This is a genomic window from Streptomyces sp. NPDC041122 (assembly GCF_055592445.1).
On record NZ_JBVIYQ010000002.1, the window covers coordinates 981100 to 1006531 of the forward strand.

29 protein-coding genes are annotated in these 25432 nt (G+C 73.2%); 18 read left to right on the top strand and 11 right to left on the bottom strand.

Annotated features, from left to right (window positions below):
- Positions 1-32: 32 nt before the first annotated feature.
- Positions 33-1313: an amidohydrolase family protein gene (locus ACZ6B8_RS10575; RefSeq protein ID WP_471073220.1), complete on the bottom strand. Its 1281-nt coding sequence runs from the start codon at positions 1311-1313 to the stop codon at positions 33-35.
- Positions 1314-1513: 200 nt separating this feature from the next.
- Between ACZ6B8_RS10575 and ACZ6B8_RS10580 the strand changes: the two genes are divergently transcribed.
- Positions 1514-1903: a VOC family protein gene (locus ACZ6B8_RS10580; protein WP_471606955.1), complete on the top strand. Its 390-nt coding sequence runs from the start codon at positions 1514-1516 to the stop codon at positions 1901-1903.
- Here ACZ6B8_RS10580 and ACZ6B8_RS10585 read toward each other — a convergent pair.
- The 3 genes from ACZ6B8_RS10585 to ACZ6B8_RS10595 all read right to left on the bottom strand — a co-directional run bounded on the left by ACZ6B8_RS10585 (position 1887) and on the right by ACZ6B8_RS10595 (position 3404).
- Positions 1887-2594, bottom strand: a complete 708-nt coding sequence (locus ACZ6B8_RS10585) for a GntR family transcriptional regulator (RefSeq protein ID WP_471607190.1) — start codon at positions 2592-2594, stop codon at positions 1887-1889. The genes ACZ6B8_RS10580 and ACZ6B8_RS10585 overlap by 17 nt on opposite strands.
- Positions 2595-2786: 192 nt before the next feature.
- Positions 2787-3143, bottom strand: a complete 357-nt coding sequence (locus ACZ6B8_RS10590) for a VOC family protein (RefSeq protein ID WP_471606956.1) — start codon at positions 3141-3143, stop codon at positions 2787-2789.
- Between the two features lie 183 nt (positions 3144-3326).
- Positions 3327-3404, bottom strand: a complete 78-nt coding sequence (locus tag ACZ6B8_RS10595; RefSeq protein WP_370443954.1) for a 50S ribosomal protein bL37 — start codon at positions 3402-3404, stop codon at positions 3327-3329.
- A 271-nt stretch (positions 3405-3675) separates the two neighbouring features.
- On the opposite strand from ACZ6B8_RS10595, the gene ACZ6B8_RS10600 reads away from it, so the two are divergent.
- On the top strand, positions 3676-4161 hold the full coding sequence (locus tag ACZ6B8_RS10600; protein WP_471606957.1) for a phage holin family protein: 486 nt from the start codon (positions 3676-3678) through the stop codon (positions 4159-4161).
- Between the two features lie 436 nt (positions 4162-4597).
- On the opposite strand, the gene ACZ6B8_RS10605 is transcribed toward ACZ6B8_RS10600, so the two are convergent.
- The 3 genes from ACZ6B8_RS10605 to ACZ6B8_RS10615 all read right to left on the bottom strand — a co-directional run bounded on the left by ACZ6B8_RS10605 (position 4598) and on the right by ACZ6B8_RS10615 (position 7478).
- Complete coding sequence (locus ACZ6B8_RS10605; RefSeq protein ID WP_471606958.1) at positions 4598-5161, bottom strand: nucleoside/nucleotide kinase family protein; 564 nt, start codon at positions 5159-5161, stop codon at positions 4598-4600.
- Positions 5162-5306: 145 nt separating this feature from the next.
- Positions 5307-6404, bottom strand: coding sequence for an enolase C-terminal domain-like protein (locus tag ACZ6B8_RS10610; protein WP_471606959.1), 1098 nt, complete (start codon positions 6402-6404; stop codon positions 5307-5309).
- Positions 6405-6485: 81 nt separating this feature from the next.
- The gene (locus ACZ6B8_RS10615) at positions 6486-7478 is read right to left on the bottom strand and encodes a TIGR03557 family F420-dependent LLM class oxidoreductase (protein WP_471073203.1); all 993 of its coding nucleotides are present in this window, start codon (positions 7476-7478) and stop codon (positions 6486-6488) included.
- A gap of 563 nt (positions 7479-8041) precedes the next feature.
- Between ACZ6B8_RS10615 and ACZ6B8_RS10620 the strand changes: the two genes are divergently transcribed.
- Positions 8042-9895 carry a transketolase gene (locus tag ACZ6B8_RS10620; protein WP_471606960.1) on the top strand — a complete coding sequence of 618 codons (1854 nt, stop codon included), beginning with the start codon at positions 8042-8044 and terminating at the stop codon, positions 9893-9895.
- 110 nt (positions 9896-10005) lie between these two features.
- Here ACZ6B8_RS10620 and ACZ6B8_RS10625 read toward each other — a convergent pair whose 3' ends face one another.
- Complete coding sequence (locus ACZ6B8_RS10625; RefSeq protein ID WP_471073198.1) at positions 10006-10596, bottom strand: hypothetical protein; 591 nt, start codon at positions 10594-10596, stop codon at positions 10006-10008.
- Between the two features lie 241 nt (positions 10597-10837).
- On the opposite strand from ACZ6B8_RS10625, the gene ligD reads away from it, so the two are divergent.
- From ligD to ACZ6B8_RS10680, 11 genes are all read left to right on the top strand, one after another.
- On the top strand, positions 10838-11854 hold the full coding sequence (gene ligD, locus ACZ6B8_RS10630; RefSeq protein WP_471606961.1) for a non-homologous end-joining DNA ligase: 1017 nt from the start codon (positions 10838-10840) through the stop codon (positions 11852-11854).
- A gap of 72 nt (positions 11855-11926) precedes the next feature.
- The gene (locus ACZ6B8_RS10635) at positions 11927-12316 is read left to right on the top strand and encodes a gas vesicle protein GvpO (RefSeq protein WP_471073192.1); all 390 of its coding nucleotides are present in this window, start codon (positions 11927-11929) and stop codon (positions 12314-12316) included.
- An 83-nt stretch (positions 12317-12399) separates the two neighbouring features.
- Entirely contained in the window at positions 12400-12831 is a 432-nt protein-coding gene (locus ACZ6B8_RS10640; RefSeq protein WP_471073189.1) for a gas vesicle structural protein GvpA, read from the top strand.
- Complete coding sequence (locus ACZ6B8_RS10645; protein WP_471606962.1) at positions 12828-13568, top strand: GvpL/GvpF family gas vesicle protein; 741 nt, start codon at positions 12828-12830, stop codon at positions 13566-13568. The genes ACZ6B8_RS10640 and ACZ6B8_RS10645 overlap by 4 nt, the downstream gene beginning before the upstream one ends.
- Before the next feature lie 7 nt (positions 13569-13575).
- Entirely contained in the window at positions 13576-13815 is a 240-nt protein-coding gene (locus ACZ6B8_RS10650) for a gas vesicle protein GvpG (protein ID WP_361733837.1), read from the top strand.
- 2 nt (positions 13816-13817) lie between these two features.
- Complete coding sequence (locus tag ACZ6B8_RS10655; RefSeq protein WP_471606963.1) at positions 13818-14525, top strand: DNA primase; 708 nt, start codon at positions 13818-13820, stop codon at positions 14523-14525.
- Positions 14518-15687, top strand: a complete 1170-nt coding sequence (locus ACZ6B8_RS10660; protein ID WP_471606964.1) for an SRPBCC family protein — start codon at positions 14518-14520, stop codon at positions 15685-15687. The genes ACZ6B8_RS10655 and ACZ6B8_RS10660 overlap by 8 nt, the downstream gene beginning before the upstream one ends.
- The gene (locus ACZ6B8_RS10665) at positions 15684-16046 is read left to right on the top strand and encodes a gas vesicle protein (RefSeq protein WP_471606965.1); all 363 of its coding nucleotides are present in this window, start codon (positions 15684-15686) and stop codon (positions 16044-16046) included. Before ACZ6B8_RS10660 ends, ACZ6B8_RS10665 begins: the two co-directional genes overlap by 4 nt.
- A complete protein-coding gene (locus ACZ6B8_RS10670; RefSeq protein ID WP_471606966.1) occupies positions 16027-16878 on the top strand; it encodes a GvpL/GvpF family gas vesicle protein in 852 nt (283 codons plus the stop codon). Before ACZ6B8_RS10665 ends, ACZ6B8_RS10670 begins: the two co-directional genes overlap by 20 nt.
- Entirely contained in the window at positions 16875-17063 is a 189-nt protein-coding gene (locus tag ACZ6B8_RS10675) for a gas vesicle protein (RefSeq protein WP_355817312.1), read from the top strand. The genes ACZ6B8_RS10670 and ACZ6B8_RS10675 overlap by 4 nt, the downstream gene beginning before the upstream one ends.
- 3 nt (positions 17064-17066) lie before the next feature.
- Positions 17067-17354 (top strand): gas vesicle protein K, encoded by a 288-nt coding sequence (locus ACZ6B8_RS10680; protein ID WP_471073169.1) that lies wholly within the window; start codon positions 17067-17069, stop codon positions 17352-17354.
- A gap of 40 nt (positions 17355-17394) precedes the next feature.
- Here the strand turns inward: ACZ6B8_RS10680 and ACZ6B8_RS10685 are convergent, their stop codons facing one another.
- A complete protein-coding gene (locus ACZ6B8_RS10685) occupies positions 17395-18204 on the bottom strand; it encodes a methyltransferase domain-containing protein (RefSeq protein ID WP_471606967.1) in 810 nt (269 codons plus the stop codon).
- Between the two features lie 89 nt (positions 18205-18293).
- Positions 18294-19829: a phosphatase PAP2 family protein gene (locus ACZ6B8_RS10690; protein ID WP_471606968.1), complete on the bottom strand. Its 1536-nt coding sequence runs from the start codon at positions 19827-19829 to the stop codon at positions 18294-18296.
- Between the two features lie 140 nt (positions 19830-19969).
- Between ACZ6B8_RS10690 and ACZ6B8_RS10695 the strand changes: the two genes are divergently transcribed.
- Positions 19970-21598: an ABC-F family ATP-binding cassette domain-containing protein gene (locus ACZ6B8_RS10695; protein ID WP_471606969.1), complete on the top strand. Its 1629-nt coding sequence runs from the start codon at positions 19970-19972 to the stop codon at positions 21596-21598.
- 63 nt (positions 21599-21661) lie between these two features.
- Here ACZ6B8_RS10695 and ACZ6B8_RS10700 read toward each other — a convergent pair whose 3' ends face one another.
- Entirely contained in the window at positions 21662-23179 is a 1518-nt protein-coding gene (locus ACZ6B8_RS10700) for an alpha/beta hydrolase (RefSeq protein ID WP_471606970.1), read from the bottom strand.
- A gap of 312 nt (positions 23180-23491) precedes the next feature.
- On the opposite strand from ACZ6B8_RS10700, the gene ACZ6B8_RS10705 reads away from it, so the two are divergent.
- Genes ACZ6B8_RS10705 through ACZ6B8_RS10715 form a run of 3 tightly spaced genes read left to right on the top strand, consistent with a single transcriptional unit; the run spans position 23492 to position 25411 of the window.
- Positions 23492-23728 (top strand): DUF6158 family protein, encoded by a 237-nt coding sequence (locus ACZ6B8_RS10705; RefSeq protein WP_471073155.1) that lies wholly within the window; start codon positions 23492-23494, stop codon positions 23726-23728.
- Positions 23725-24351, top strand: a complete 627-nt coding sequence (locus ACZ6B8_RS10710; RefSeq protein WP_471606971.1) for a TIGR03086 family metal-binding protein — start codon at positions 23725-23727, stop codon at positions 24349-24351. Before ACZ6B8_RS10705 ends, ACZ6B8_RS10710 begins: the two co-directional genes overlap by 4 nt.
- A gap of 43 nt (positions 24352-24394) precedes the next feature.
- Positions 24395-25411: a Ppx/GppA family phosphatase gene (locus ACZ6B8_RS10715; RefSeq protein WP_471606972.1), complete on the top strand. Its 1017-nt coding sequence runs from the start codon at positions 24395-24397 to the stop codon at positions 25409-25411.
- Positions 25412-25432: the final 21 nt, after the last annotated feature.

Consider the following 25432-nt stretch of genomic DNA (forward strand, 5'->3'; position numbering starts at 1 on the left):
TCGGGGCGGAGGGGGAAAGCGGTCGGGGCGGTTCAGACGGTGTGGCCCGAACGCACCACGCGTACGGGCCTCTTGAGGACCGACACGTCGTTCAGCGGGTCGCCGTCCACGAGCAGCGCGTCACCGGCGAAGCCGGGCGCGAGCCGGCCCACCCGGCCTTCCAGGCCCAGCAGACGCGCCGCGCCCGTGGTCGCCGTGCGGATCGCGTCGAGCGCGGGCAGGCCCGCACCGCGCATCAACTCCACCTCGCGCCCGATGGGTTCGATCTTCCCGCCCGAGGAGTCCGTGCCCGCGGCCAGCGGCACGCCCAGCTCGTGGGCGGCGAGCACCGCGCGCTCCAGGACCGGCAGATAGGTGCGGCCGCGCTCGGCGAGCACCGGGTCGTCGGAGTCGACGAGCCCGGCGATGGCGGTGAGGGTCGGCGTGAAGTACGTTCCCCTGCGCCGCATTTCGCGCAGCGTGTGCTCGCCGACGTAGGCGCCGTGCTCCAGTGAGCGCACGCCCGCCATGACCGCGTCGTGGCAGCCCTTCTCGCTGTAGCTGTGGCAGAGCACGCCCTTGCCGCCGCGCCGCGCCGCCGCGACCACGGCGGACAGCTGCTCGCGGTCGTACACCTGGGCCAGCGGGTCCTGTTCGGGGAGCCCTGCGCGTTCGTTGACGCGGGTCTTGATGACGTCGGCGCCCCGGGCGAGGTTGATCTCGACGACCCGGCGCAGTGCCTCGGGCGAGCGCACGCCGTCACGGAGTCCGGCCAGTGCGGTGAGGTCGGGGTCGGCCAGCACGGTGTCGCCCAGGTCGGGTGTGACGAAGATGCCGGCGGCGCGCAGACGGGGGGCCAGGCGCGGCTCGCGGCGGGCCAACTCCCGTACGGCGATGTCCTGGTAGAAGTTGGTCGAGCCGCTGCGGGCGGTGGTCGCGCCCCGGCGGACGGCGTCCCGCGCCTCGGCCGCGGTGTTGAGGTGGATGTGCGACTCGACGAGCCCCGGCACGATCCATCGGCCGTGTGCCGCGAGGACCGCGGCACCCTCGGGGGCCCGGGTGCGGCCCCTGCGGCCGGCCGCGCGGACGACGCCGCCGGCGATGACGACGACGGCGTCCTCGGTGACCTCACCGGTCGCGGGGTCGAGCAGGGTGCCGCCTTCGATGACCAGGTCGCCACCACCGGCGGCGGACGGTGCCGCTGTGCCCGGGGCCGCCGTGGACGGTGCCGCTGTGGACAGGACCGCCGTGGTGCCCGCGAGTGCCGCGGCGCCGGCGAGGACCCCTCGGCGGGTGAGGCGGGACGGGGGCGGTGGGGTGTTCTCGACGCACATCGAGTGACTCCTGGGGAGCGGAGGGAACGCGTCCGCCAGTTTGTATACCAAGAGGGGCTCGTGCGCAAGGAAAGGCAGCCAAGGGGTGGTGGAGGCCGGGTATTGGTATACGAAAACCGGTCATCGGGGACCGGTCAGTAATGGAGAAGCACGACGAAATCAGCGGCTATAGCGTGACGGTACCGACCTGAGGAGAAGTCATGGCACTGCACATGAACGCCGTCATGCTGGGCGTCGAGGACCTGGAGCGCGCCAAGAAGTTCTACGTCGAGGGGCTCGGGTGCGCACTCGACCAGGAGTACGCCGGATTCGTGCGGTGCCGCCTGGGAGAGGGGTCCCCGATGCTCGCCCTGTACCCGTGGGAGGCCGCGGCGAAGGACGCGGGTGTGCCCGCGGAGGGCTCCGGATTCCGGGGCACCTCCCTGCACTTCATCGCCGGTTCGCGGGACGAGGTGGACGAGACGGTGAGCGCGGCTCGGGCCGCGGGCGCCACGGTCCTCAAGGAGCCGGCCGCCACCCAGTGGGGCGGCTACTTCGGGTACTTCAGCGACCCCGACGGCCACCTGTGGAAGATCACGACGGCGGCCTGACCGCCTCGAAGAGCGAGCGGAGGGCCACCGCCTGGCTGTCCCGCACGTGCAGCAGCGTGCCGGCCGCCGCGGTGTCCTCGTCGCCCGCCGCGATCCGGCGGTAGATGAGCCGGTGCTGGGCCCGCATGTGGTCCGGTTCGGCCCGCATCCCGAACAGGAGCTGGAGCTGCCAGCTCAGCTGCTCCATCGTGCGGGCGAGCAGCGGGTTGCCGGAGAGGGCGACGATGCCCTCGTGGAAGGCGGTGTGCGCGGCCACCTCGCGCGCGCCGTCGTCCGCGTCCGAGGCCTGTTCGGCGTGGCCGAGCGTGTCCCGGAGCGCGGCGAGCTCCCGCGGCTCGTCCGGCGCGGCGCTCGCCACCCGCCGCGCCGCGAGCCGGGAGGCCTGGACGGCGAGGGGTTCCCACACCTCGTACAGATGGCGCACGTCGTCGCGCTCCAGGCGGCGGACGCGGACGCCGCTGTGCGGCAGCAGTTCGAGCAGGCCCTCGGCGACCAGCGAGCGCAGCGCCTCGCGGACCGGGACGCGGGACATCCGCAGCTCCTCGGCGACCTCCCGCTCCACCAGGCGCGAGCCGAGGGCGTAGCGGCGGTCGACGATGCGGCCGCGGATGGCCTCGCGGGCCTGGGCGCTCAGCGAGGTCCGCTCGGCGCTGCCGCGCTCGGCGGCGTTGCCCTGGGCGGCGGCGTTCACCCCGGCGGTGTCCCGCTCGGTGGCGGCTGCGGCGCCGTCCGCCGTGCCGTTCGTCGCGTCACTCGCCGCGCCACTCGTCGTGCTGCCCGCCACGTGCACCGTCCTCCGCTGGTCCCGGGCCCGCGGGTCCGGGGAGCTCGCTCGCCCCGCCGTGGAGGATACGGGGCGGGGCGGGGCGGGACGGGCGGTGGCTCAGCTGTCGACGACGCGTCGGTCCACGTACTCGAAGACGGCGCCGTCCGGGTGCATCGCGATGAGGTTGCGACCGGCAGGGGTCGGCACCGGGCCCGCGATGATGCGTGCGCCGGAGGCGTCGAGGACGGTGTACGCCTCGTCGACGTCCTCGACCGCGATGGTCGCGGAGACCTTGCGGAGCACCTCCAGCTCGTGCTCGGGACCGCTCATCAGGAGGAAGCAGCCGACCGCCGCGACGGAGACGCCGCCGCGCTCGAAGCGCATGGCCTTCCCGCCCGCAAGCCGTTCGTAGAACGCGACCGAGGACTCCAGGTCCTCGACGCAGATCCGCAGCGTGGTTCCCAGGATCTCCATGATGGAACGCCCTCACCTCTCCGACCTGCCACCGGCTCCGCAACGATTTCATGATTGCCCGCTCGCCCGCCACCGCCTCCGGCGAGAAGGTTCTCGGTCCCGCTGCCCGTCAACTCCCGTCGCGGGCAGGCACGTCGGAGGGCGGCACCGTTCGGTGCCGCCCTCCGGTGGTCGTGCCCGCCGTCAGGACTGGGGACGGCTGCCGTGGTTCGCGCCGTTCTTGCGGCGGGCCTTCTTCTTGCGACGTCGCTTCGAGGACATGGATACCTCCGTGTTTCCGATGGTGCTTCCCGGGTGCGAACCCGAGCGATCACGCGCCGCCTACCCAGGCGTTCACCTTGCCATGGTGTGGCCTGCGTCACATGGGGGTGGCGAGGCTGGTGAGGAGGGCGGGGCTGGTGAGTCCGGCGAGGGCGGTGAGGCCGGAGTAGGCCGCCGGTGGCGAAGCACCCCGGATGCCGGGGCGTGCGGGTCGGCGGCGCTACCTGGGCGTCTGCCGTTAAGCGTCCCCTGCTCCGGGTACCCGGCCGCCATGACTGGTCCCGAGAAGACACTGAGCGGCCTCGACAAGGGCCTGACCGACGAACTGGTCCGGACGATCCGTGCCGAGCTGCGGGAAGAGCTGCGCGAGCAGACCAGGAAGCAGCGGCGGAAGGCCACGCTCTACGCTGCGTCCGGCGCCGCCGCGCTCTACGCGGGCGCCGCGGTCGCGCTCGGACTCGGCCTCGTCATCGACCTGGGGCTGCCCGCCTGGGCGGCGGCGCTCATCATGGGTGCCGCGCTGGGCGGCGCGGCGGTCCTGCTGCGCAACGCGGCACGCCAGGGCCACGGGCCCGGACGGGACGCGGCGGTCCCGGCCGCGCCGCCCGCCACCGGCCCGCTCCCGGAGCCCGGCCTCACCCCGCCGGGCGGACTCACGGCCCCGGACGGCGCCGGCGTACCCGCACCCCCGCCCATGCCGCCCACGGTCCCGGCCCCCACGCCGGAGGGGGAGACCGCTCCGCGCCGGGAGGCCTGAGAGCGGGCCGGGCGGGCCGGGCGGGTCGGCAACTCTCCTCGCTCCGAGGGGGGGGCAGGCGTCGGCTTGGCGCCGCGGGGCTGTGATCCCGGCCTTGCGCCGGGACGGCCGCGATCCCCGTGTCGCACTACGAGGTCCGCGCTTCGGGCTCGTGCGCCGGGAGCGTGCAAGTTCCGTCTCGTCCCGCGAGGGTCGCGCCCCGGCCTCGCGTCGGACGTAACCCCACCTGCTGCCGGGACGGTCGGAACTCTCGCCCCATCCGGCGCGGGCCGCAACCTTCAGGAACGGGCTGGTTACGAGGCCCCGGATGCCGGGCATTCGGTCCGTAGGGGCCCGCCGCGTTTCCCCCGTCGCGGCGGGCCCCTTCCGCGCGTGCCATGGGCTGGGCGTCAGCGCCACCCCGTCACCCGCCCCATCCCGTCACCGCGCCACCCGGTCACCCGCCCCACCCCGTCACCCGCACCACCTCCGCCGCGATGTCCCGTACGTCGCGGTCGTCCGTGGCGATGCGGTGGGCGTCGGGCGCCGCGTACTCGTCCAGGCGACGGGCCGTCAACGCGCTGCGGCGCACCTGCTGTTCGAGCTCGGAGCCCCGCTCGCGGGCGACGAGGCGCCGCTCCGCCGTCGCGTCCGACGCGGTCAACAGGACGCGGACGATACGTGGCCCGTCCAGGGCCCGTACGAACAGGTCCGCCTCGTCGGGGAACACGCTCGCCGTGTTCGTGTGGACGAGCCGACGGCAGCCGAGCGCACGGTAGTTGGCCCAGATCGCCGCGAGGTTGCGCTCCGTGATCCGCGAGCGGTGCGGGTCGCCCCGGGGCGGCGGGTGGACCGCGTCGAGGAGGTCGCCCTCGATGAGGGCGTGGCCGACGTCCGCCGCCCGCAACTGCGCCGCGACCTCCAGGCCGACCGAGGACTTGCCGACCCCGGAACGGCCCCCGATCAGAAGGACCTCGGCGCGGTCGTACGCGCTGTTCCCTGTCCGCGACGGTTCGTCCATGGAACGAGCGTGTCAGGGCGCCGCGCCCCCGCGCGAACGATATCTGCGGGCCGGACGCGCACGCCCTCACCCACGGCCACCTTCACGCCGACGCCGACGCCGACGCCCGCCCTCGCCTCCCCCTCCCGTACCCCAACTCCCCATCTCACGCGACCCGGAACTCCTCCACCTCGTCGATGCGCAGCCGCAGACCGTGCCCGATGCCGCCGTCCGGGCGGACCACGCCGCCGGTCGGGTCGAGCGCGCCGTCGAAGAACATCGACTCGATCCGCACATGGTCGTGGAACCACTCGATGTGCCGCAGATTCGGCACGCACGCGGCGACCGCGGCATGCGCGTGCGGCGCGCAGTGCGCCGAGACCTCCAGGCCGTGCGACTGGGCGAGGGCCGCCGCGCGCAGCCACTCCGTGATGCCGCCGCAGCGCGTCGCGTCCACCTGGAGGCAGTCCACGGAGGGGATCATGCGGGCGAAGTACGGCAGGTCGTGGCCGTACTCGCCGGCCGTGACGTCGCACACCAGCGCGTCCCTGACCTGCGCGAGGCCCCGCAGGTCGTCCGAGGAGACCGGCTCCTCGAACCAGCCCACGCCGTACTCGGCGAGCGCCCCGCCCACCCGTACCGCCTGCTTGCGCGTGTAGCCGCCGTTCGCGTCGACGTACAGCTCTGCCTGCGGGCCGATCACGTCGCGCGCGGTGCGCACGCGCGACACGTCGCGGGCCACCGCCCGGCCCCAGGCCTCCCCGATCTTGATCTTGACGCGCGGAATGTGCTGCCCGTGCACCCAGCCGTTCAGCTGCGCCGCCAGATGCGTGTCGTGATACGTGGTGAAGCCGCCGCTTCCGTAGACGGGGACCTCGTTGCGGGCGGCCCCGAGGAGCCGGACGAGGGGGAGTTCGAGGAGGCGGGCCTTGAGGTCCCACAGGGCGATGTCGACCGCGGAGATCGCGCAGCCGGCGGCGCCGGGGCGGCCGGTGTTGCGCACCGCCTTCGTCATCGCGTCGTGCGCGGCGGGGATGTCGAGGACGTCAAGTCCCCTGATCGCCGGGGTGAGTTGCTCGTCGACCAGGGCGGCAACGGCGGCGGGGGCGTAGGTCCAGCCGGTCCCCGTCGCGTCGCCCGCCGTGATCTCGACGACGACGATGGTCGTGGTGTCCCAGGCGAAGGTGCCGTCGGCCTCGGGGCCGTCCGCGGGCACGGTGTACGCGGAGACCGAGGGCCGCTGGATGGGGACTTCGTGCTTCATCGCATCTTTCCTAGGGCCGGGGCGCGAGCTGCGACGGGCGGGGGAGAGGGGGTACGCGGGGAAGCGGTGCGCGCGGGGGCGTCAGCGGAGTACGCCGTCACCGGGGGACGCGGGCGCCGCACCCTGTACCTGCGGCAGCACCTTCGTACGGTAGAAGTCGAAGAAGCCCCGCTGGTCGGGACCGATCTGGCTCACGTACACGCGGTCGAACCCGGCGTCGGCGAACGCGGTGAGCGCCCCGACGTGCTCGTCGACATCGTCGCCGCACGTGAAGGACGAGGCGGCCATGGCGTCGGTGACCAGCGGCATCGCCTGCTCGAAGTGGCGTGGCGTGGGCAGGAGTTGACCCAGCTCGCCCGGCAGCAGCTGGTTGCCCCACACCTCGCGGGCCCGGCGCACCGCCTCCTCGCGGTCGAGCCCGTGACAGACCTTGAGGCCGCCGCTGACCGGCTTCCCGCCCCCGCCGCCCTTGCGGTAGTGCGAGACGAGCGTCTCGTCGGGCGTCATGGTGATGAACCCGTCCCCGACCCGTGCCGCGAGCGCCGTCGCCTTGGGGCCGAACCCCGAGATGTCGATGGGGACGGGCTCGTCCGGCACGGTGTACAGGCGGGCGTTCTCGACCGTGTAGTGCGTCCCGTGGTGGTTGACCTCCTCGCCGGTGAAGAGGTTCCGGATGATCTGGATCGCCTCCTCCAGCATCTCCAGGCGCCGGTGGGCCGGGGGCCAGGGGCCGCCGACGACATGCTCGTTGAGGGCCTCGCCCGTACCGACCCCGAGCCGGAACCGGCCGCCCGTCATCACCGCGCTCGTCGCCGCGGCCTGCGCCACGACCGCCGGGTGCATGCGGACCGATGGGCAGGTCACCGCCGTCTGCACGGGCAGCGAGACCGCCTCGGTGAGCGCGCCGATCACCGACCAGACGAACGGGCTCTGGCCCTGCGCCGCGTTCCACGGGTGGTAGTGGTCGGAGATCCACAGCGCCTGGAACCCGGCCTGCTCGGCCATTCGGGCCTGCTCGACGAGGTCGGCGGGACCGAACTCCTCGGTCGACAGGAAATATCCGTACTCGGGCATGGGGGTGCACCTCCGCGGCGGGGGGTGGAGCTTGCCGGATGCTTGCCGGATAAAACTGCGGGTAACCCCGCGACGCGGGAGCAAACGGCCGTGGCCCTGCGGCCACGCGGCACTTTCTCCCGGACGCCACGCGGCGTGTGCCGTCAGGGCCCCCGCCGTCCGCCCGGCACCCTCCGTCCGCCCGGCACCCGCCGTCACACGTGCCGTCAGGCGCCTTCCGCGCGCCGCCCGACAGGGGCGCACCGCTCGGGGCGACCTGTCCGGAATGGGAGTTTGGCGCCCGTCGCGCAGGGGCACGCGGGGGGTCCGACCCGCCGGGCCGGAGCGTCGCGCGCCGTGCGGTCGCCCGAGGCCCGAAGCTCGAAGTGCGCCCCAGGGCGGTCCGCCGCTCGTAGCCGACGGCCCGGCCCACAGCCGGCAGCCCGCACACCGACCCCCGCACCCTCGACCCCCGCCCGACCCCGACCCCCGATCCCCGCCAACCCGTCGAGCCCCCACCGCACCCCGCCCCCCGGCCCCCCGACCCCCGCAAGCCCACACTCCGCAGTCCAAGGAGGACCCTCATGCCCCTCAACCGTGAAGACCTGGACGCCCTCGCCCGGCAGCTGCGGGTCGACTCCGTACGGGCCGCGGCGGCCGCCGGCTCCGGCCACCCCACGTCCTCGATGTCCGCCGCCGACCTGATGGCGGTGCTGCTCGGCCACCACCTCCAGTACGACTTCGACCGTCCCGACCACCCCGGCAACGACCGCTTCATCCTCTCCAAGGGCCACGCGTCGCCGCTGCTCTACGCCGCGTACAAGGCGGCCGGCGCGCTCACCGACGAGGAGCTGCTCACCTTCCGCGAGCAGGGCAGCCGGCTGCAGGGGCACCCCACGCCGCGCGCTCTGCCCTGGGTGGAGGTCGCCACCGGCTCGCTCGGACAGGGGCTGCCCGTCGGCGTCGGCATGGCCCTGTCCGGCAAGCGGCTCGAACGGATCCCGTACCGCGTCTGGGTGCTGTGCGGCGACAGCGAACTCGCCGAGGGCTCCGTCTGGGAGGCCGCCGAGCACGCCGGGTACGAGCACCTCGACAACCTCATCGCGATCGTCGACGTCAACCGCCTCGGCCAGCGCGGCCCGACCCGCCACGAGTGGCAGCTGAGCGCCTACGCCGACCGCTTCAAGGCCTTCGGCTGGCACGTCGTCGAGACCGACGGACACGACGTCGACGACATCGACCGGGCCTGCCAGGAGGCGGCCTCCACCAGCGGCCAACCCACCGTGATCCTCGCCCGCACCGTCAAGGGCAAGGGCGTCGCCTCCGTGGAGAACCGCGAGGGCCTGCACGGCAAGCCGCTGCCGGACGCCGAGGCGGCCGTCGAGGAGCTGGGCGGTGTGCGCGACGTACGCGTGGAGGTACGGAAGCCGGCGGAGGCGCGGGCGCCGCACACGGTGCGCAGCGGCCACCTCGAACTGCCCCGATACGAGCTGGGCGAGGAGGTCGCGACCCGGGACGCCTTCGGCCGGGCGCTCGCCGCGCTCGGCACCGCCCGCGGCGACGTCGTGGCGCTGGACGGCGAGGTCGGCGACTCGACCCGCACGGAGTACTTCGCCAAGGAGCACCCCGACCGGTACTTCGAGTGCTACATCGCCGAACAGCAACTGGTCGCCGTCTCCGTGGGGTTGGCGGCGCGCGGCTGGGTGCCGTACGCGTCGACGTTCGCGGCGTTCCTCACCCGCGCCCACGACTTCGTGCGGATGGCGGCGGTGAGCGGCGCCGACATCAACCTGGTCGGCTCCCACGCGGGCGTCGCGATCGGTCAGGACGGCCCGTCCCAGATGGGCCTCGAGGACCTCGCGCTCTTCCGCGCGGTGCACGGCTCCACGGTCCTCTACCCGTGCGACGCCCACCAGACGGGTCAGCTCGTCGCACAGATGGCCGGGCTCGAAGGAATCCGCTACCTGCGTACGTCGCGCGGGGACGCGCCCGTCCTCTACGGCCCCGACGAGGAGTTCCCGATCGGCGGCTCCAAGGTGCTGCGCTCCGGTGACGCGGACCGGCTGACCGTGGTGGCCGCGGGCGTGACCGTCCACGAGGCGCTCGCGGCGGCCGACGCTCTCGCCGACGAGGGCATCCCGGTGCGCGTCATCGACCTGTACTCGGTCAAGCCGGTCGACCGCGAGACCCTGCGGGAGGCGGCCGAGCGGACCGGCTGCCTGCTGACGGTCGAGGACCACCGCGAACAGGGCGGACTCGGCGACGCGGTGCTCGACGCGTTCACCGACGGCAGGCCGGTGCCGCGCCTGGCACGGCTGGCGGTCCGCTCGATGCCGGGCTCGGCGTCCCCCGAGGAACAGCTGCACGCCGCGGGCATCGACGCGCAGTCGATCGCCACGGCGGCCCGACTCCTGGTCGAGCAGGGCGTGGTCGGCTGAGCGAGGTTCCGGGGTCTCCGTCCGGGGAACGGCGGGTCCGCGCACCGAGCAGCGCGGCTCGGTCGGTTCGGTTCGGTTCGGGGCGTGGCGGTGCGTGCCCTGGCGCGTCGTCAGTTCGGTCGTGTCGACCTGAACCACGTGTTGGCCGTGGGCCGGAACATCAGCAGCGTCGCCGCGACCGCCGCGGTGAGGTGCAGGACCAGGGTGCCGGCGGACACCGCGGCGAGTACGTCCGGGTTCCGGACGGCGTCGCCGAGGGTGGGGGCGCCGTCCGGCAGGTGGGCGGTGCCGGCCGTCAGGGCCGGTGCGCCGAGGGCGGCGGCCAGCGTCGCGCGTGCCCAGGGCGAGCCGCGCCGCATCCGCACCGCCACCAGGACCGTCGCGGAGAGCAACGCCATGCGCAGCGGGACTCCGTCGGCGCCGAGGCCGGTGCCGGACGGGGTGCGGACGACCGCGAGCGCCACCCCGAACACCCCCGCCGCGACCGCCGTCAGCCACAGCGCGAACGCCGCCCGCACGGAGCCGGGGGCCGGAGGACCGTCGGTGCCCGCGAGGACACGGGCCAGCAGTCCGGGGTCGTGCGAGCGGGGCCGCGGGCGAGAGGCGCGATGCGGGCCGAAGCCGGGGGCGGGGTGACGCGTCGCGTCGGGGTGGTGCGGGGGCGTCGTGTCCTGGCGCATCGCGTCGGAGTCGTGCGGCATGGCGGACCTCACAGGAGTGGGGACAGGAAGAGGAGTGGGACGGGGCGGCTGGTCGTAACGATCCTTCCGGCCGCAGGGCCCCGCGGCACGCCCGCCCGCCCCCGATTTCCCGGTGGGGGCAGCCACCCTCCCCACCAGGGTTGACACCACCTCGCCCGGTCGCCCCGGCACGCGTACCGGGCTCACCCCTGGGTACCCGGCCGGGACGTCGACCGCCGGCGGAGCGAGCGAAGGGAGCCCCATGGACGACGTACGGACGGTGCGGGCCGGACGCCGCACCGTGGAGCTGCACCGGCCGCGGAAGGTGCTCTTCCCGGCCGGCGAAGGCAAGGGCGACGGACAGGGCGCCGGCACCAGCACCGGCGGCACGGGCACCGACGGGCACGCCGCATCGAACGGCCACTTCGACGGCCACGCGGGCGGGCACACCAAAGAGGACCTCTTCGACTACTACCGGGCCGTCGCCCCCTACATGCTGCCCCACCTGCGCGGCCGCCCCCTCATGCTGGAACGCCACCCGGACGGCGTCGGCGGACCCCGGTTCCTGCAGAAGGAGACCCCGGACCACTACCCGGAGTGGGTCACCCGCGCCGAGGTCGCGAAGGAGGGCGGCACCGTCACGCACACCGTGTGCGACGACACCGCGACCCTCCTCTTCCTGGCCGACCAGGCCTGTCTCACCCTGCACCGCTGGCTCTCCCGCACGCGCCGCGTCGACCACCCCGACCGGATGGTCTTCGACCTCGACCCCGCGCCGGACGGCTTCGACGTCGTGCGGGACGCGGCCCGGCTGCTCGGTGAACTCCTCGACCACATGGGACTGCCGTCCGCGCTGATGACGACCGGCTCCCGCGGACTCCACGTCGTCGTACCCCTAGACGGCCGGCACGGCTTCGACGACGTCCGCGACTTCGCACAAGAGGTGGCGGACACCCTCGCCGACGCCCACCCCGAGCGGTTCACCACGGCCGTCCGCAAACAGGCGCGCGGCGGCCGGCTCTACCTCGACGTGCGGCGCAACGGCTACGCGCGGACCGCCGTCACCCCCTTCTCGGTACGGTCCGCGCCGGGCGCACCGGTGGCCGTGCCGATCGCGTGGCGGCAACTCGACGATCCTGCCGTGCACGCCCGCAGCTGGACCATCGACAACGCCGTGGAGCAGGCCAGGACCGACCCGTGGGCCGATGTGCTGCGCTCGGGACGCGCGCTCGGACCGGCCCGTCACAAGCTGCGCGCGCTGCGCGGCCGGACGGCGTGACCGTGCCCGGGCGGATACGTAGCGATCACGTTTGGCCAAGGCTCATCGGGTAACTCGGAGAAGGAGGTGAACATGGCCAATACGACACGTAAGACGACAGACAGCAAGACATCAGATGAAAAGCCATCGGAGGCGAAGACGTCGGAGAAGCGTGACGCGGACGCCGGGCGGCAGGACTCGGACGGCGGCGGGAATTCCCTGCCGGGGCCCATGGTGGTCCTCCGCCAGGCACGCGAGCAGCTCGCCGAGCTGACCGGCATGACGCCCGAGTCGGTGTCGTCCTTCGAACGCACCGAAGACGGCTGGCTGTTGGAGATCGAGGTCCTGGAACTGTCCCGTGTCCCCGACACGATGAGTCTCCTCGCCAGCTACGAGGTGCAGCTGGACCCGCAGGGTGAGCTCACGGGTTACCGGAGGCTGCGCCGTTACGAGCGCGGACGTGCGGAACCCGGCGGCCATTAGCGGCCAGTAGCGGCCTTTGGCACAGGGCGGCAGAAGCCAGACCGAGAGAACGAGAGAACAAGACCCAAGGAGGCAGAGTCGGTATGACCGTAGTCCCGGCACAACAGTCCGGCGGCGGAGGCGGCACCAGTGGCCTGTACGACGTCGTGGAGCTCATCCTCGACCGAGGACTCGTCATCGACGCCTTCGTACGCGTCTCGCTCGTCGGCATCGAGATCCTGAAGATCGACGTCCGTGTGGTCGTCGCGAGCGTCGACACCTATCTGCGGTTCGCCGAGGCGTGCAACCGCCTCGACCTGGAATCCGGCAAGAAGAAGGACCCCGGCCTGCCCGATCTCGTCGGTGAGATCACCGAGTCGGGCGCCAAGGGCAAGTCGAAGGGCGCGCTCTCCGGAGCGGCCGAGACCATATCGGACGCGTTCAAGCAGTCCCGCGAGGAGAGCCAGCGCGAGACCGAGGACCGTCCCCGGGCCCGGCGCTCCACGTCCTCGCGCCGGAAGGAGGAGAAGGAGTGACCACGTACGTCTACGGCATCGCGAGCAGCTCCCACCCGGCGCTGCCGGACGGCATGGAGGGCATCGGCCGGCCGGCCTGCCCCGTGCGCATCCTGAAGAACGGCGACCTCGCCGCCATCGTGAGCGACGCCCCCGAGGACCTGAAGCCCAAGCGGCGCGACCTGCTCGCGCACCAGAACGTCCTCTCGGAGGCCGGCGCGGCCGGCTCCGTGCTCCCGATGCGCTTCGGCAGCCTCGCCCCGGACGACGAGACGGTCGTCTCGGTGCTCGGCGAGCGGGCCGGGCACTACGAGGAGCGGCTGCGCACCCTCGACGGCAAGGTCGAGTACAACGTGAAGGCCACCCACAACGAAGAGGCCGTCCTGCACCAGGTTCTCGCCGAGAACCCGGAGCTGCGCGCCATGGTGGAGGCCAACCAGCGCCAGGGCGGCGGCAGTCACGAGCAGAAGCTGCAGCTCGGCGAGGCCATCACCAACGGCGTGCGGGCCCGGGAGGCCAGCGACGCCATCGAGGTGCGGCGCGCGCTCGAACCGACCGTCGAGGCGGTCGGCGAGGGCCCGGAGGGCACCGGCTGGCTGGCGAACATCTCGTTCCTGGTCGACCGCAAGACGTCCGAGGGCTTCCTCTCCGCCGTCGAGGAACTGCGGGCCACTCATCCGCACCTGGAGCTGAAGGTGCACGGCCCGCTGCCCCCGTACAGCTTCGTCGACCCGGGGCCCGCCGAACCCGCGGAGTGATGACCCCATGGGACTGATAGGGGAACTGCTCATGCTTCCCCTCGCCCCCGCCCGCGGCTCCCTCTGGGTGCTCAGACAGGTGGTCGACGAGGCGGAGCGGCAGTACTACGACCCCTCGGCGATCCGTCGTGAACTCTCCCGCCTCGAGGAACTCCTGGAGGCGGGAGAGATCGACGAGGCCGAGTTCGAGCGGCACGAGGACGAGCTCCTCGACCGACTGCAGCACAGCACAGGACAGGACTTCTGACTATGAACCGTCTCGCGATGGGCCTCGCCGTAGGCGCGGGGTACGTGCTCGGACGCACGAAGAAGGCGAAGTTCGCGTTCGCCGTCGGCAGCATGGTGGCCGGCAAGAAGCTGAACCTCAGCCCCAAGGCGCTGGGCCAGTTGGTGACGCAGCAGCTGGAGAACAACCCGCAGTTCAAGGAGATAGGCGACCAGCTGCGCCAGGACCTGCGGGGCGTCGGCAAGGCGGCCACGGGATCGCTTCTGAACCGGCAGCTCGAAGGTCTCGCCGACCGTCTGCACGACCGCACGCTGGACGTTCAGGACCGGATCTCCGGTGTGGTGCCGAAGGACGTGAAGGGCACCGTCGTCGACCGGCACGACGACGAGGACGACGAGGACGACGACCGCGACGAGGAACCCGAGGACCGGGACCGGGACGAGGACGCGGAGTCCGAGGAGTCGGAGGAGTCGGAGGAGTCCGCGCCGCGCAAGAAGGCGCCGGCGAAGCGCGCCGCGTCGAAGTCGCGGTCGGGGTCGGACACGAAGTCCGACGCCAAGTCCGCGCCGAAGGCGGCCGCGAAGAAGGCTCCGGCCAAGAAGACCGCGCAGAAGACGGCTCGCAAGACCGCCCAGAAGAAGTCCAGCTCGGCGCGCGGCACCGCCCGCAGGGCCACCTCGTCGGCCCGCACGAGCGGCGGCAGGGCGAAGGGAGACCGCGATCATGGCTGAGTCACCCCTGAGCAACATCACGAAGAGCCCGGCCGCCGACCGCCTGAAGGAAGAGGCGCAGGCGTACATGATGGCCCAGGTCGAGCGCATGCTCGTCGGCGTGGGACACAAGCTCGGCGACGCCACCGGCAAACTGAACGACATAGCGGAGGGCAACAGCCCCGGCTTCGGGAAGCTGGCGCTGAACGCCGGCAAGAAGGTCGCCGAGGGCAAGGGCCCGGTGCGCAGCGCGCTGGAACTGGGCGGCAGCCACCTGAAGGACAAGGCCAAGGAGGCCTTCAAGAGCCTCGGCGGCAAGCGCAAGAAGGGCGGCGCGGGCCAGAAGCCCACGGTGATCCTGGAGACCATCGACGTCGGCGTGCCGGTCCGTGACGCCTACGACCAGTGGACGCAGTACCAGGAGTTCTCCACCTTCGCCAAGGGCGTCAAGGGCGCCACCGTCGCGAACGACACGGACTCCGACTGGAAGCTCAAGGTCTTCTGGTCCAGCCGCAGCTGGAGGGCGCACACCACCGAACAGGTCCCGGACCAGCGGATCACCTGGACGTCGGAGGGCGCCAAGGGCACGACCAAGGGTGTCGTCACCTTCCACCCGCTCGGCGACAACCTCACCCGGGTGCTGCTGGTCATCGAGTACTACCCGAAGGGCCTCTTCGAGAAGACCGGCAACATCTGGCGCGCCCAGGGCCGCCGGGCCCGCCTGGACCTCAAGAACTTCGCCCGGCACATCTCGATGCGCGGCGAGGCGACCGACGGCTGGCGCGGCGAGATCCGCGACGGCGAGGTCGTCCACAGCCACGAGGACGCGGTGGCCGAGGAGGAGGAAGAGCGCGAGGCGCAGGAGCAGCGGGACGAGCAGGACGAGCAGGAGCGCGAGGACGGGCGCGACACCGAGGCCGACGAGGAGTTCGACGACGAGCCGGCGGCCGAGGAGGACGAGGACGACCCGGAGGCCGAGTACGTCGAGGACGACGAGGACGACGAGGACGTCGAGGACGCGGCCGACCGCGAGGACGAGCCGGCCGAGGAGTACGAGGACGAGGAGGAGTTCGAGGACGAGCCCGAGGCCGAGTACGACGAAGAGGCCGAGGACGAGGCTGACGCCGACGACGAGAAGCAGCGCGAGTACGCCGAGTCGGCCGGCGGACGGGACCGTCGATGACGGTCTCCCAGGGCGGCGGGCTCCCCGGTCCCTACGGCGGCAGCGGTGGGGGAGCCAACCTCGCCGACATCCTGGAACGGGTCCTCGACAAGGGTGTCGTCATCGCCGGCGACATCAAGATCAACCTGCTCGACATCGAACTGCTCACCATCAAACTCCGCCTCATCGTCGCGTCGGTCGACAAGGCCAAGGAGATGGGTATCGACTGGTGGGAGGGCGATCCCGCGCTCTCCTCCGGGGCACGCCACTCAGAACTCTCCCGGGAGAACGCCGAGCTGCGACAGCGCCTGGCGGACCTGGAGGAGCGGCAGTCCCTGGAGCCGGCCGAGAAGGAGTCACATGAACGCCGTGAACGATGATCCGCACGGCGACGGCCCGCGCCACGACGAACAGCGCCATGACGACCTGCGCTACGTCTACGCGGTCTGCCGCCCCCTCGCCGCGCCGCTCGCCGCCGACCTCACCGGGGTCGGCGGCGTCCCGCCGCGCCAGCTCAGCCACGCGGGCCTGATCGCCCTGGTCGGCCCGGTGCCGGAGCGGGACTTCGCGGAGGAGGCGCTGCGCCGGCACCTGGAGGACCTGGACTGGCTCTCCGAGACGGCCCGCGCGCATCAGCGGGTGATCGACGCGCTGACGTCCGTCACCTGCCCGCTGCCGTTGCGCCTCGCGACGGTCTTCCGGGACGACAGCGGCGTACGCGCCATGCTGGAGGAGGGCGAGGAGCGCTTCCACCGCGTCCTGGAGCGGATCGACGGGCGCGTCGAGTGGGGCGTGAAGGTCTACCTGGAGAAGGAGGAGTCCGCCGCGCCGGCGACACCCGCCGACGCTCCCCGGCCGAGCAAGCCGGGCAGCGGGCGCGACTACCTGCGCCGGCGGCGCAGCCAGCGCACGGCGCAGGAGGAGAGCTGGCAGCAGGCCGAGGCGTTCTCGCACCGGCTGCACGAGAGGCTCGCGCGGCGGGCCGACGCCTCCCGGCTGCACGCGCCGCAGAACCCCGAGCTCGCCGGCACACCCGGCCGCAACGTGCTCAACGCGGCCTATCTGGTGCCCCGCGTGGACTCCGAGGAGTTCGTCGAACTGGTGGACCGCACCAAGGACGAGGACCAGGGGACGAGCCGGCTGCGGGTGGAGCTCACGGGGCCGTGGGCCGCGTACTCCTTCACCGGCGACGAGGAGGGCCGGCCCGCATGACCGTAGTGGAGCGCCGCGAGATAGCCCTGGTCGATCTGCTCGACCGGCTGCTCGCCGGCGGCGTGGTCATCGCGGGTGACATCACCCTGCGGATCGCGGACGTCGACCTCGTGCGCATCGACCTGAAGGCATTGATCAGCTCGGTGAACGAGCAGGTGCCCGCACCGTGGCCGAAGACGGAGTGACCCATGGAGCCTGACCACCGCAAACGGATGGACCTCGACCCCGACACGGTCGAGCGGGACCTGGTGAAGCTGGTCCTGACCGTCGTCGAACTCCTGCGCCAGCTGATGGAGCGTCAGGCGGTGCGTCGCTTCGACACCGGTGAACTGACCGAGGACCAGGAGGAGCGGGTCGGCCTCACGCTGATGCTCCTGGAGGACCGGATGGCCGAGCTCCGGGACCGCTACGGGCTGCGGCCCGAGGACCTGAACCTGGATCTCGGCCCCCTGGGGCCCCTGCTGCCCAGGGAGTGACCCACGGACGGCCGCGACGCCCCCAGGGGGCGCGCGGCCGTCACGCGCGGCAGAGGATCTCGCCGTGCAGCACCGCGAACCAGGCGTCCGCCCGCTCGCCCCAGTCCCGCCAGGACGCCGCGACGGCCCGCAGCCGCTCCTGGTCCGCGTGCCCGCCGGCCACCGCGTGCTCGGCGTACGCGGAGGCGAGCGTGCGGTCCGCCCACAGCCCGCTCCACCAGGCCCGCTCCTCCTCGGAGCTGTAGCACCAGGCGCCCGCGGACGCGGTGACGTCGGTGAAGCCGGCCTCCAGGGCCCAGGCCTTCAGGCGGCGCCCCGCGTCGGGCTCGCCGCCGTTGGCGCGGGCCACCCGCACATACAGGTCCAGCCAGTCGTCCAGGCCGGGGGAGCGGGGGTGCCAGGTCATCGCCGAGTAGTCCGCGTCGCGGACGGCGACGAGGCCGCCCGGCCTGCACACCCGCCGCATCTCGCGCAGCGCCCGCACCGGGTCGCCCACGTGCTGCAGTACCTGATGGGCGTGGACGACACAGAAGGAGTCGTCGGGGAAGTCGAGGTCGTGCACGTCGGCGACGGCGAAGTCGACGTTGTCCAGGCCGCGTTCGGCGGCGGTGGCGCGTGCGGTGTCCAGGATGCCGGGCGCCCGGTCGACGCCCGTGACCCGCCCTTCGGGGACCAGCGCGGCCAGGTCCGCGGTGATGGTGCCGGGGCCGCAGCCGATGTCGAGGACCCGCATGTGCGGCTCGATCGAACCGACGAGATACGCGGCGGAGTTGGTGGCGGTGCGCCAGGTGTGCGAGCGCAGCACGGACGCGTGGTGTCCGTGCGTGTAGACGGCGGTCTCCTTCGGCATGGCGACTCCTTCGTGTACGTGTAGTGGGCACCGTACGCCGCCATGCCGAATGATGAGATACGTGTATCAGTATGTGGTCATCGGGTGGTTCACCGTACGCGGCTCAGCGGACGGTAGACCGTCAGCGCCTCCGGCAGCTTGTCGACCGTCAACGAGCCGTGGACATGGGTGACTTCGCCGTCGTACGCGACCGCCGTGTCCGGGCCGAGGCCGTCCACCCGCAGCCGCGGCAGCCGCACGGCGGCCTGGGCGGGGGAGCGCACCGCGGGCCCCGTCAGCGCGGCCGCGAGCAGCCGGGCGCCCGGCCTGCGGCCGCCGTGCACGATGCGGACGTCGAGCAGCCCGTCGGCCAGGTCGAGCCTGCGGTCCGGCGCGAAACCCGGCCGGCGGTAGGTGCAGTTGCCGGCGAAGAGCAGCCACAGCGGCCGCTCCTTGCCGCGGAACGCGGCGACCATCGGCCGCTCGTCGGACCGCAGCACCTTCAGCGCCGCGAGCACCGAGGCGGGCTTGTCGCCGATCCGCCCGGACCAGCGCTCGCGCCACCGCACCAGCTGCGGATGGACGCCGAGGCTGAAGGCGTTGACGAAGTACTTCTCGACCGGCGCACCGGACCCGTCGCCGACCTCGGCCCGGAACCGGCCGACGTCGACGGCGACCGCCTCGCCCGCCTCCACCGCGCCCGACAGCTCACGGGCGTTTTCGACCCCGAGGTCCTGGGCGAAGTGGTTGAGCGTGCCGCCGGGCAGCACCGCGAGCGGCACCCCGTGCTCCAGGGCGACGGTGGCCGCGGTGTTCACGGTGCCGTCGCCGCCGCACACGCCGAGGACCCGGGCGCGCGTCGCGGCCTTCGCCAGCTCCGCCTCCAGGTCGGCCGGTTCGGCGATGACGATCTCCGCTTCGGGCAGCGCGTCGCGCAGCGCCTTCACGCGCTGCGAGGTGCCCGCCCCCGCGTTGGCGACCAGCACCAGTCCCGCGCCGCCCGGCAGCGCGGGCGCCGTCACCCGCGGGCGGCCGGGCGGGGCCGGCTGCGCCCGCGTCGGCACCAGGCCGCGCACCGCGAACGCCGCGCCCATCCCCAGGGCGCCGCCCACCAGGACGTCGCTCGGGAAGTGCGCGCCGGTGTAGATCCGGGAGACCGCGACGGCGGCCGCGACCGGCGCCACCACCGCGCCCCACGCCCGCGACTCCAGCGCCACCCCCGTGGCGAAGGCGGCGGCCGACGCCGAGTGGCCGGAGGGGAAGGACGTGGTGATCGGCTGCCGCTTGAGCTGCCGGATCAGCGGCACCGTGTCGAGCACCGGACGGGCCCGGCGCACCGAACGCTTGCCCAGCGTGTTGATGGTCGCGGACGCCAGCGCCAGCGAGGCCACCCCGCGCACGGCGGCCCGGCGGGCCCGCGGGGTGCGCGTCGCGGCGATCCCCGCGGCCGTCGCGAACCACAGCACGCCGTGGTTGGCGCTCCGGCTGAGCCGGGGCAGCACCCGGTCGGCGCCGGGCCAGTGCCGGGTGGCGACCGCGTCGAAAAGGCGCCTGTCGAGACCGAGCAGGCGAGCCTTGTACGAGCGGTGGCCGGGGGCGGGCCGGGACAGATCGAGGCCGGAGACGTCCGGGGTGTCAGCGCTCATGGCGCCCGCGTACCCCGAGCGCCGCGCTTCAGGCTCCCGGCCACGGAAAGAGCAGGTCCGGGCGGGGACGCGGGGCGTTTCGCCGGGCGGCTGCGCAAACGGTTTGCCCGGGCGGCGGTCGGCCACGGACAATCCCGCACATGGGACATCTGGAAGCCGCACACCTCGAGTACTACTTGCCGGACGGGCGGGCGCTGCTCGGTGATGTCTCCTTCCGGGTCGGCGAGGGCGCCGTCGTCGCCCTCGTCGGGGCGAACGGCGCGGGCAAGACCACCCTGCTCCGCCTCATCTCCGGCGAGCTCCAGCCGCACGGCGGCACCGTGAGCGTCAGCGGCGGCCTCGGCGTGATGCCGCAGTTCGTCGGCTCCGTACGCGACGAGACCACCGTGCGCGACCTGCTCGTCTCCGTCTCCCACCCGCGGATCCGCCAGGCCGCGAAGGCCGTGGACGCCGCCGAGCACGCGATCATGACGGTCGACGACGAGGCCGCCCAGATGGGGTACGCGCAGGCGCTCTCCGACTGGGCGGAGGTCCAGGGGTACGAGGCCGAGACGCTGTGGGACATCTGCACCACGGCCGCGCTCGGCGTCCCGTACGACACGGCACAGTTCCGCGAGGTGCGCACGCTCTCCGGCGGTGAACAGAAGCGCCTCGTCCTGGAGGCGTTGCTGCGCGGCACCGACGAGGTGCTGCTGCTCGACGAGCCGGACAACTACCTCGACGTCCCCGGCAAGCGCTGGCTGGAGGGGCAGCTCAAGGAGACCCGTAAGACCGTCCTGTTCGTCTCCCACGACCGGGAGCTGCTCGCCCGCGCCGCCGAGAAGATCGTCAGCGTCGAGCAGAGCCCCGAGGGCGCCGACGCCTGGGTGCACGGCGGCGGTTTCGCGACGTTCCACGAGGCCCGCAAGGAGCGCTTCGCGCGCTTCGAGGAGCTGCGCCGGCGCTGGGACGAGAAGCACGAGCAGCTGAGGAAGCTGGTGCGCACGCTGCGCCAGGCCGCCGACGTCAGCCACGAGATGGCCTCCCGCTACCACGCGGCGCAGACCAGGCTCCGCAAGTTCGAGGAGGCGGGGCCGCCGCCCGAGCCGCCGCGCGAGCAGGACATCACCATGCGGCTCCCGGGCGGCCGGACCGGCGTACGGGCCGTGACCTGCGCGCAGCTGGAGCTGACCGGCCTGATGAAACCCTTCGACCTGGAGGTCTTCTACGGCGAGCGGGTCGCCGTGCTCGGCTCGAACGGCTCGGGCAAGTCGCACTTCCTGCGCCTGCTCGCGGGGGACGCCGACAACCCGGTCGCCCACACCGGGGCCTGGAAGCTCGGCGCGCGCGTCGTGCCCGGCCACTTCGCCCAGACCCACGCGCACCCCGAGCTGATGGGCCGCCCGCTCCTGGACATCCTCTGGCGCGAGCATGCCCAGGACCGCGGCGCCGCGATGTCCCGGCTGCGGCGGTACGAACTGACCCAGCAGGCCGAGCAGAACTTCGAACGGCTCTCCGGCGGCCAGCAGGCCCGCTTCCAGATCCTGCTGCTCGAACTGGAGGGCTGCACGGCCCTGCTCCTCGACGAGCCCACGGACAACCTCGACCTGGAGTCCGCCGAGGCGCTCCAGGAAGGCCTGGAGGCCTTCCAGGGCACGGTCCTCGCCGTCACCCACGACCGCTGGTTCGCCCGCTCCTTCGACCGCTATCTGGTCTTCGGCAGCGACGGACAGGTCCGGGAGACCCCCGAGCCGGTGTGGGACGAGCGGCGGGTCGAACGCGTGCGGTAACCCCGAAGCCGCGTAGCCCGAAGCCGCGTAGCCCCGAAACCTCGAAGGCCCGAGGCCCCGAGGTCAGCCGAAGGCCGGGCGCACCGGCTTCGCCGACCCCGCGCCCGGTCCGTCGCCCGGCACCGCCCGGCACGTCACGTCCTTGTCCGGCAGCGCGCCCGTCACCAGGTACGACGTCGCGGTGTCCTGCGCGCACCTATTGACGGGGCCGGGCGCCATGCCGAAGGCGACGCCGTGCCCCTCGCCCTCGTCGACGGTCACCATGCGGGAGCCCTTGAGCGCGCGGTGCATGCCGCGCGCGGCCGTCAGCGGGGTCTGCGAGTCCCACTCGTTCTGCAGGATCAGCGTGCCGACCGTGTTGTCGATCCTGGTGACGGGCTCCACCGGGGCGTCCCAGAACGCGCACGGCGCGATGTTCGAGGCGAAGTCCCCGAACAGCGGGTGGCGCGCGGCGTCCCTGACCGAGTCGCGGAGGTACGTGCGCGGATCGCGCGGCCAGGCCGAGTCACCGCACACGACGGCCCACAGCGCCGACGCGCCGTTGTCCGTCTCCCCCTCCGGCGGCGTCGGGAACTCCGGGACCGGCTCGCCCGCCGCGGCGTCCCGGAGGAGGGCGACGAGCTCGGCGGCGCTGCGGACGGTGTAGAACTCGCGCCGCAGGACGGCGCGGATGTCGGCGCCGGTGAGCTTGGCGTCGCCCACGACGATCGGGTCACGGTCGGCCCGCTTCACCAACCCCCAGAAGCGGGAGCGTACTTGGGCCGGGGTCCTGCCCAGGCCGTACGTGGCCGAGCGCGCCGCGGTCCACCGCGACCACCGCGCGAACGCCGGCTCCTCCTGCGGCGCCCACATCCGGAACATCTCGCGCCACATGCGCCCCGGGTCGATGGCGCTGTCCAGCACGAACCGGTCGGCGCGGCCCGGGAACAGCTGGGTGTAGACGGCGCCGAGGGCCGTCCCGTACGAGACCCCGAAGTAGGAGATCTTCTTCTCCCCGAGCGCGGCCCGCAGGACGTCCATGTCCCGCGCGGTGTTGCGCGTGGTGATGTGCGCCAGCGTGCCGCCCGCCCTCGCCCGGCACTTGTCCGCGACGGCCTCGGCCCGGGCCACGCTCTCGCCGAACGGCCGGAAGGTGCGCGGCCACTGCAGCTCCGCCACGGTCAGGCCGCAGTTCACCGGCGCGCTGCGGCCGATGCCGCGGGGGTCGAACCCGATGAGGTCGTACCGGTCCGTCACGGACTTCGGCATCTTCTCGGCCAGATACAGCGGCAGATCGAGACCCGGCCCGCCCGGCCCGCCGGGGTTGGACAGCAGCACACCGTGGCGCTTGCCGGCGTCGCCCGCCGCGATCCGGGATATCGCGAGGTCGATGGTGGCGCCGCCGGGGGAGCGGTAGTCGAGCGGCACCGTGAGGGTGGCGCACCGGAACCGCGCCGGAGTGTCGGCGCCGCACCGCTTCCAGTCGGGCTTCTGGTCCGTGAACCGGGCGAGCGGGTCGCCGGGGGCGGCGCGGTGGGCGGCCTGGCGGGGGGTGGCCGAGGCGGGTGTCGCCAACAGCCCGGGGGCCTGCGTGGCTGCCACGCCGAGGGCGAGGAGGGGTAAGAGGAGGCGTTTCGGTGCGCGGTGGGAGGGTCTCGGTGTGCGAGGGGACACGTGGGCGGTCCTTCCGGTCGCATGCTCGTCGGAATTGCTCTGCCGAACGGTGGGACGCGGAAACACCGCCCGCCGCCTGCCCGCGCGCCGCCGCGATTTCCGGACACGCGGGGGCGTGTCGTACGCGCCGGTCGCGCCCTGCGGTGCGCGCGCGGACCCCTCGCGGTGCATCCTGGGTAGTACGGGCCGCACGGGCTGCCCCGGGGCAGGGAGCGACGCACACAGCGATCGGAGCGATCCATGAACGGAGTCGATCCGGGCCGGCTGGACGACCAGCAGCTCATCAGGGAGCTGGAGACGATCCACCGCACCCGCCACAGCACCCTGCTGCACGGTTCGAACGACGCCCTGCGGACCCACAACGAACGCATGGCGCAACTGGAGGGCGAGTATCTGCGCCGCCATCCGCGCAGGTCGGTGGCGGGCGGACGGACCCGTTCGGGAGCGCGTGAGCGGGAGGGAACCCCCGATCCATGAGCAGCGACGAGGCAGAGACCACAAGCGGCGCGGACACCTCGGGCCGGTCAGGGACACCATCCGTCCTGGACCGGCACGTCGAGGCGCTCGATCTCTTCGCCGACCGGGTGCACGCCGTCCGCGGCGACCAGTGGGACGCTCCCACACCCTGCACCGACTGGACCGTGCGCGACCTGGTCGGCCACCTCACGACCGAACAGCTGTGGGTGCCCGCGCTGGTCCGCGACGGGGCGACGATGGAGTCCGTCGGCGACTCCTTCGACGGCGACATGCTCGGTCCCGACCCGGTCGCCTCCTGGGACACGGCGGCCGCCGCGGCGCGCGCGGCCTTCCGGGAGCCGGGCGCCCTCGACCGCACCGTCCACCTCTCCTTCGGCGACACCGACGCCACCTTCTACCTCGGCCAGATGATCACCGACCTGACGGTGCACGCGTGGGACCTCTCCCGCGCGATCGGCGCCGACGAGCGGCTCCCCGGGCGGCTCGTCGACTTCGTGCGGGGCGAAGTGGAGCCGCACGCGGCCGAGTTGGAGAAGAGCGGCCTCTTCGCGTCCGCCGTCGAGCCGCCACCCGGCGCCGACGCGCAGACGAAACTGCTGAACCTCATGGGACGCAGGGTGTGACACCGCCCGCTTGCTCCGCGCGCGCTGAGGGAACCTGGTGTGCATGAGAGTTGGCGTGGTGGATGTGGGATCGAACACGGTGCGACTGGTCGTCGCGGACGCCGACGGCCAAGTGCCGCTGCCGGTCCACACGGCGAAGAGACGGCTGCGGCTCGCCGAGTACGCGGACGCCCGCGGCCGGCTCGGCGCGGAGCCGGTACGGGCCTTGGTCGACGCCGTGCGCGAGGTGCAGGAGGAAGCCGAGCGGTGGGGCGTGGCGGAGCCGTTCGCCTTCGCGACGTCGATCGTGCGCGACGCCCCGAACCGGGACGAGGTGCTGGCCGCGGTGGAGTCGGGGGCCGGGGTGCGGCTGCGCACCCTGTCCGGCGAGGCCGAGGCGGAGCTGACGTTCCTGGCCGCCCGGCGGTGGATGGGCTGGCGTGCGGGGCCCCTGGTGCTCTTCGACATCGGTGGCGGCTCCCTGGAGGTGGCCTTCGGCCGCAGCCGCCTTCCCGACTACGCGGCCTCGCTGCCGCTGGGCGCGCGACGGCTGACGCACGAACTCTTCGACGGGCAGGACCCGCCCCGTGCGGAGCACCTCAAGGCCGTCCGCCGGCAAGTGCGCCACCAGCTGCGGGACGTGGCCGCCCGGATCCGCTGGGAGATGCCGCACACGGCCGTCGCCACCTCGCGCACGTTCCAGCAGCTCGCCCGGTTGTGCGGAGCGGCGCCCGGCCGCCACGGGCCCTTCGTGGAACGGCAGTTGCACCGCCGCGCACTCGGCGTGGCGCTGAAGGAGCTCGCCGGTCTCCCCGCCGAACGGCGGGCCCAGCTGCCGGGGATCTCGGCGGCACGCGCCGGGCAGTCCGTAGCCGGTGCGGTGGTCGCCCACACGGCCATGAAGCTGACCGGCACCGAGACGGTGACGGTTTGCCCGTGGGCGCTGCGCGAGGGCATCCTGCTGCGCTACATCGAGGACGGCGACGCGGACTGGTGGGCCCGGGAGCACGTGCTCTCCGGTGACGCCGCGCGCGGCGGCCCGGCCGCCCTGAGCCTCGCCGCCGCGACCTGCACCACGTGACCGCTACCGCGACACCTCACC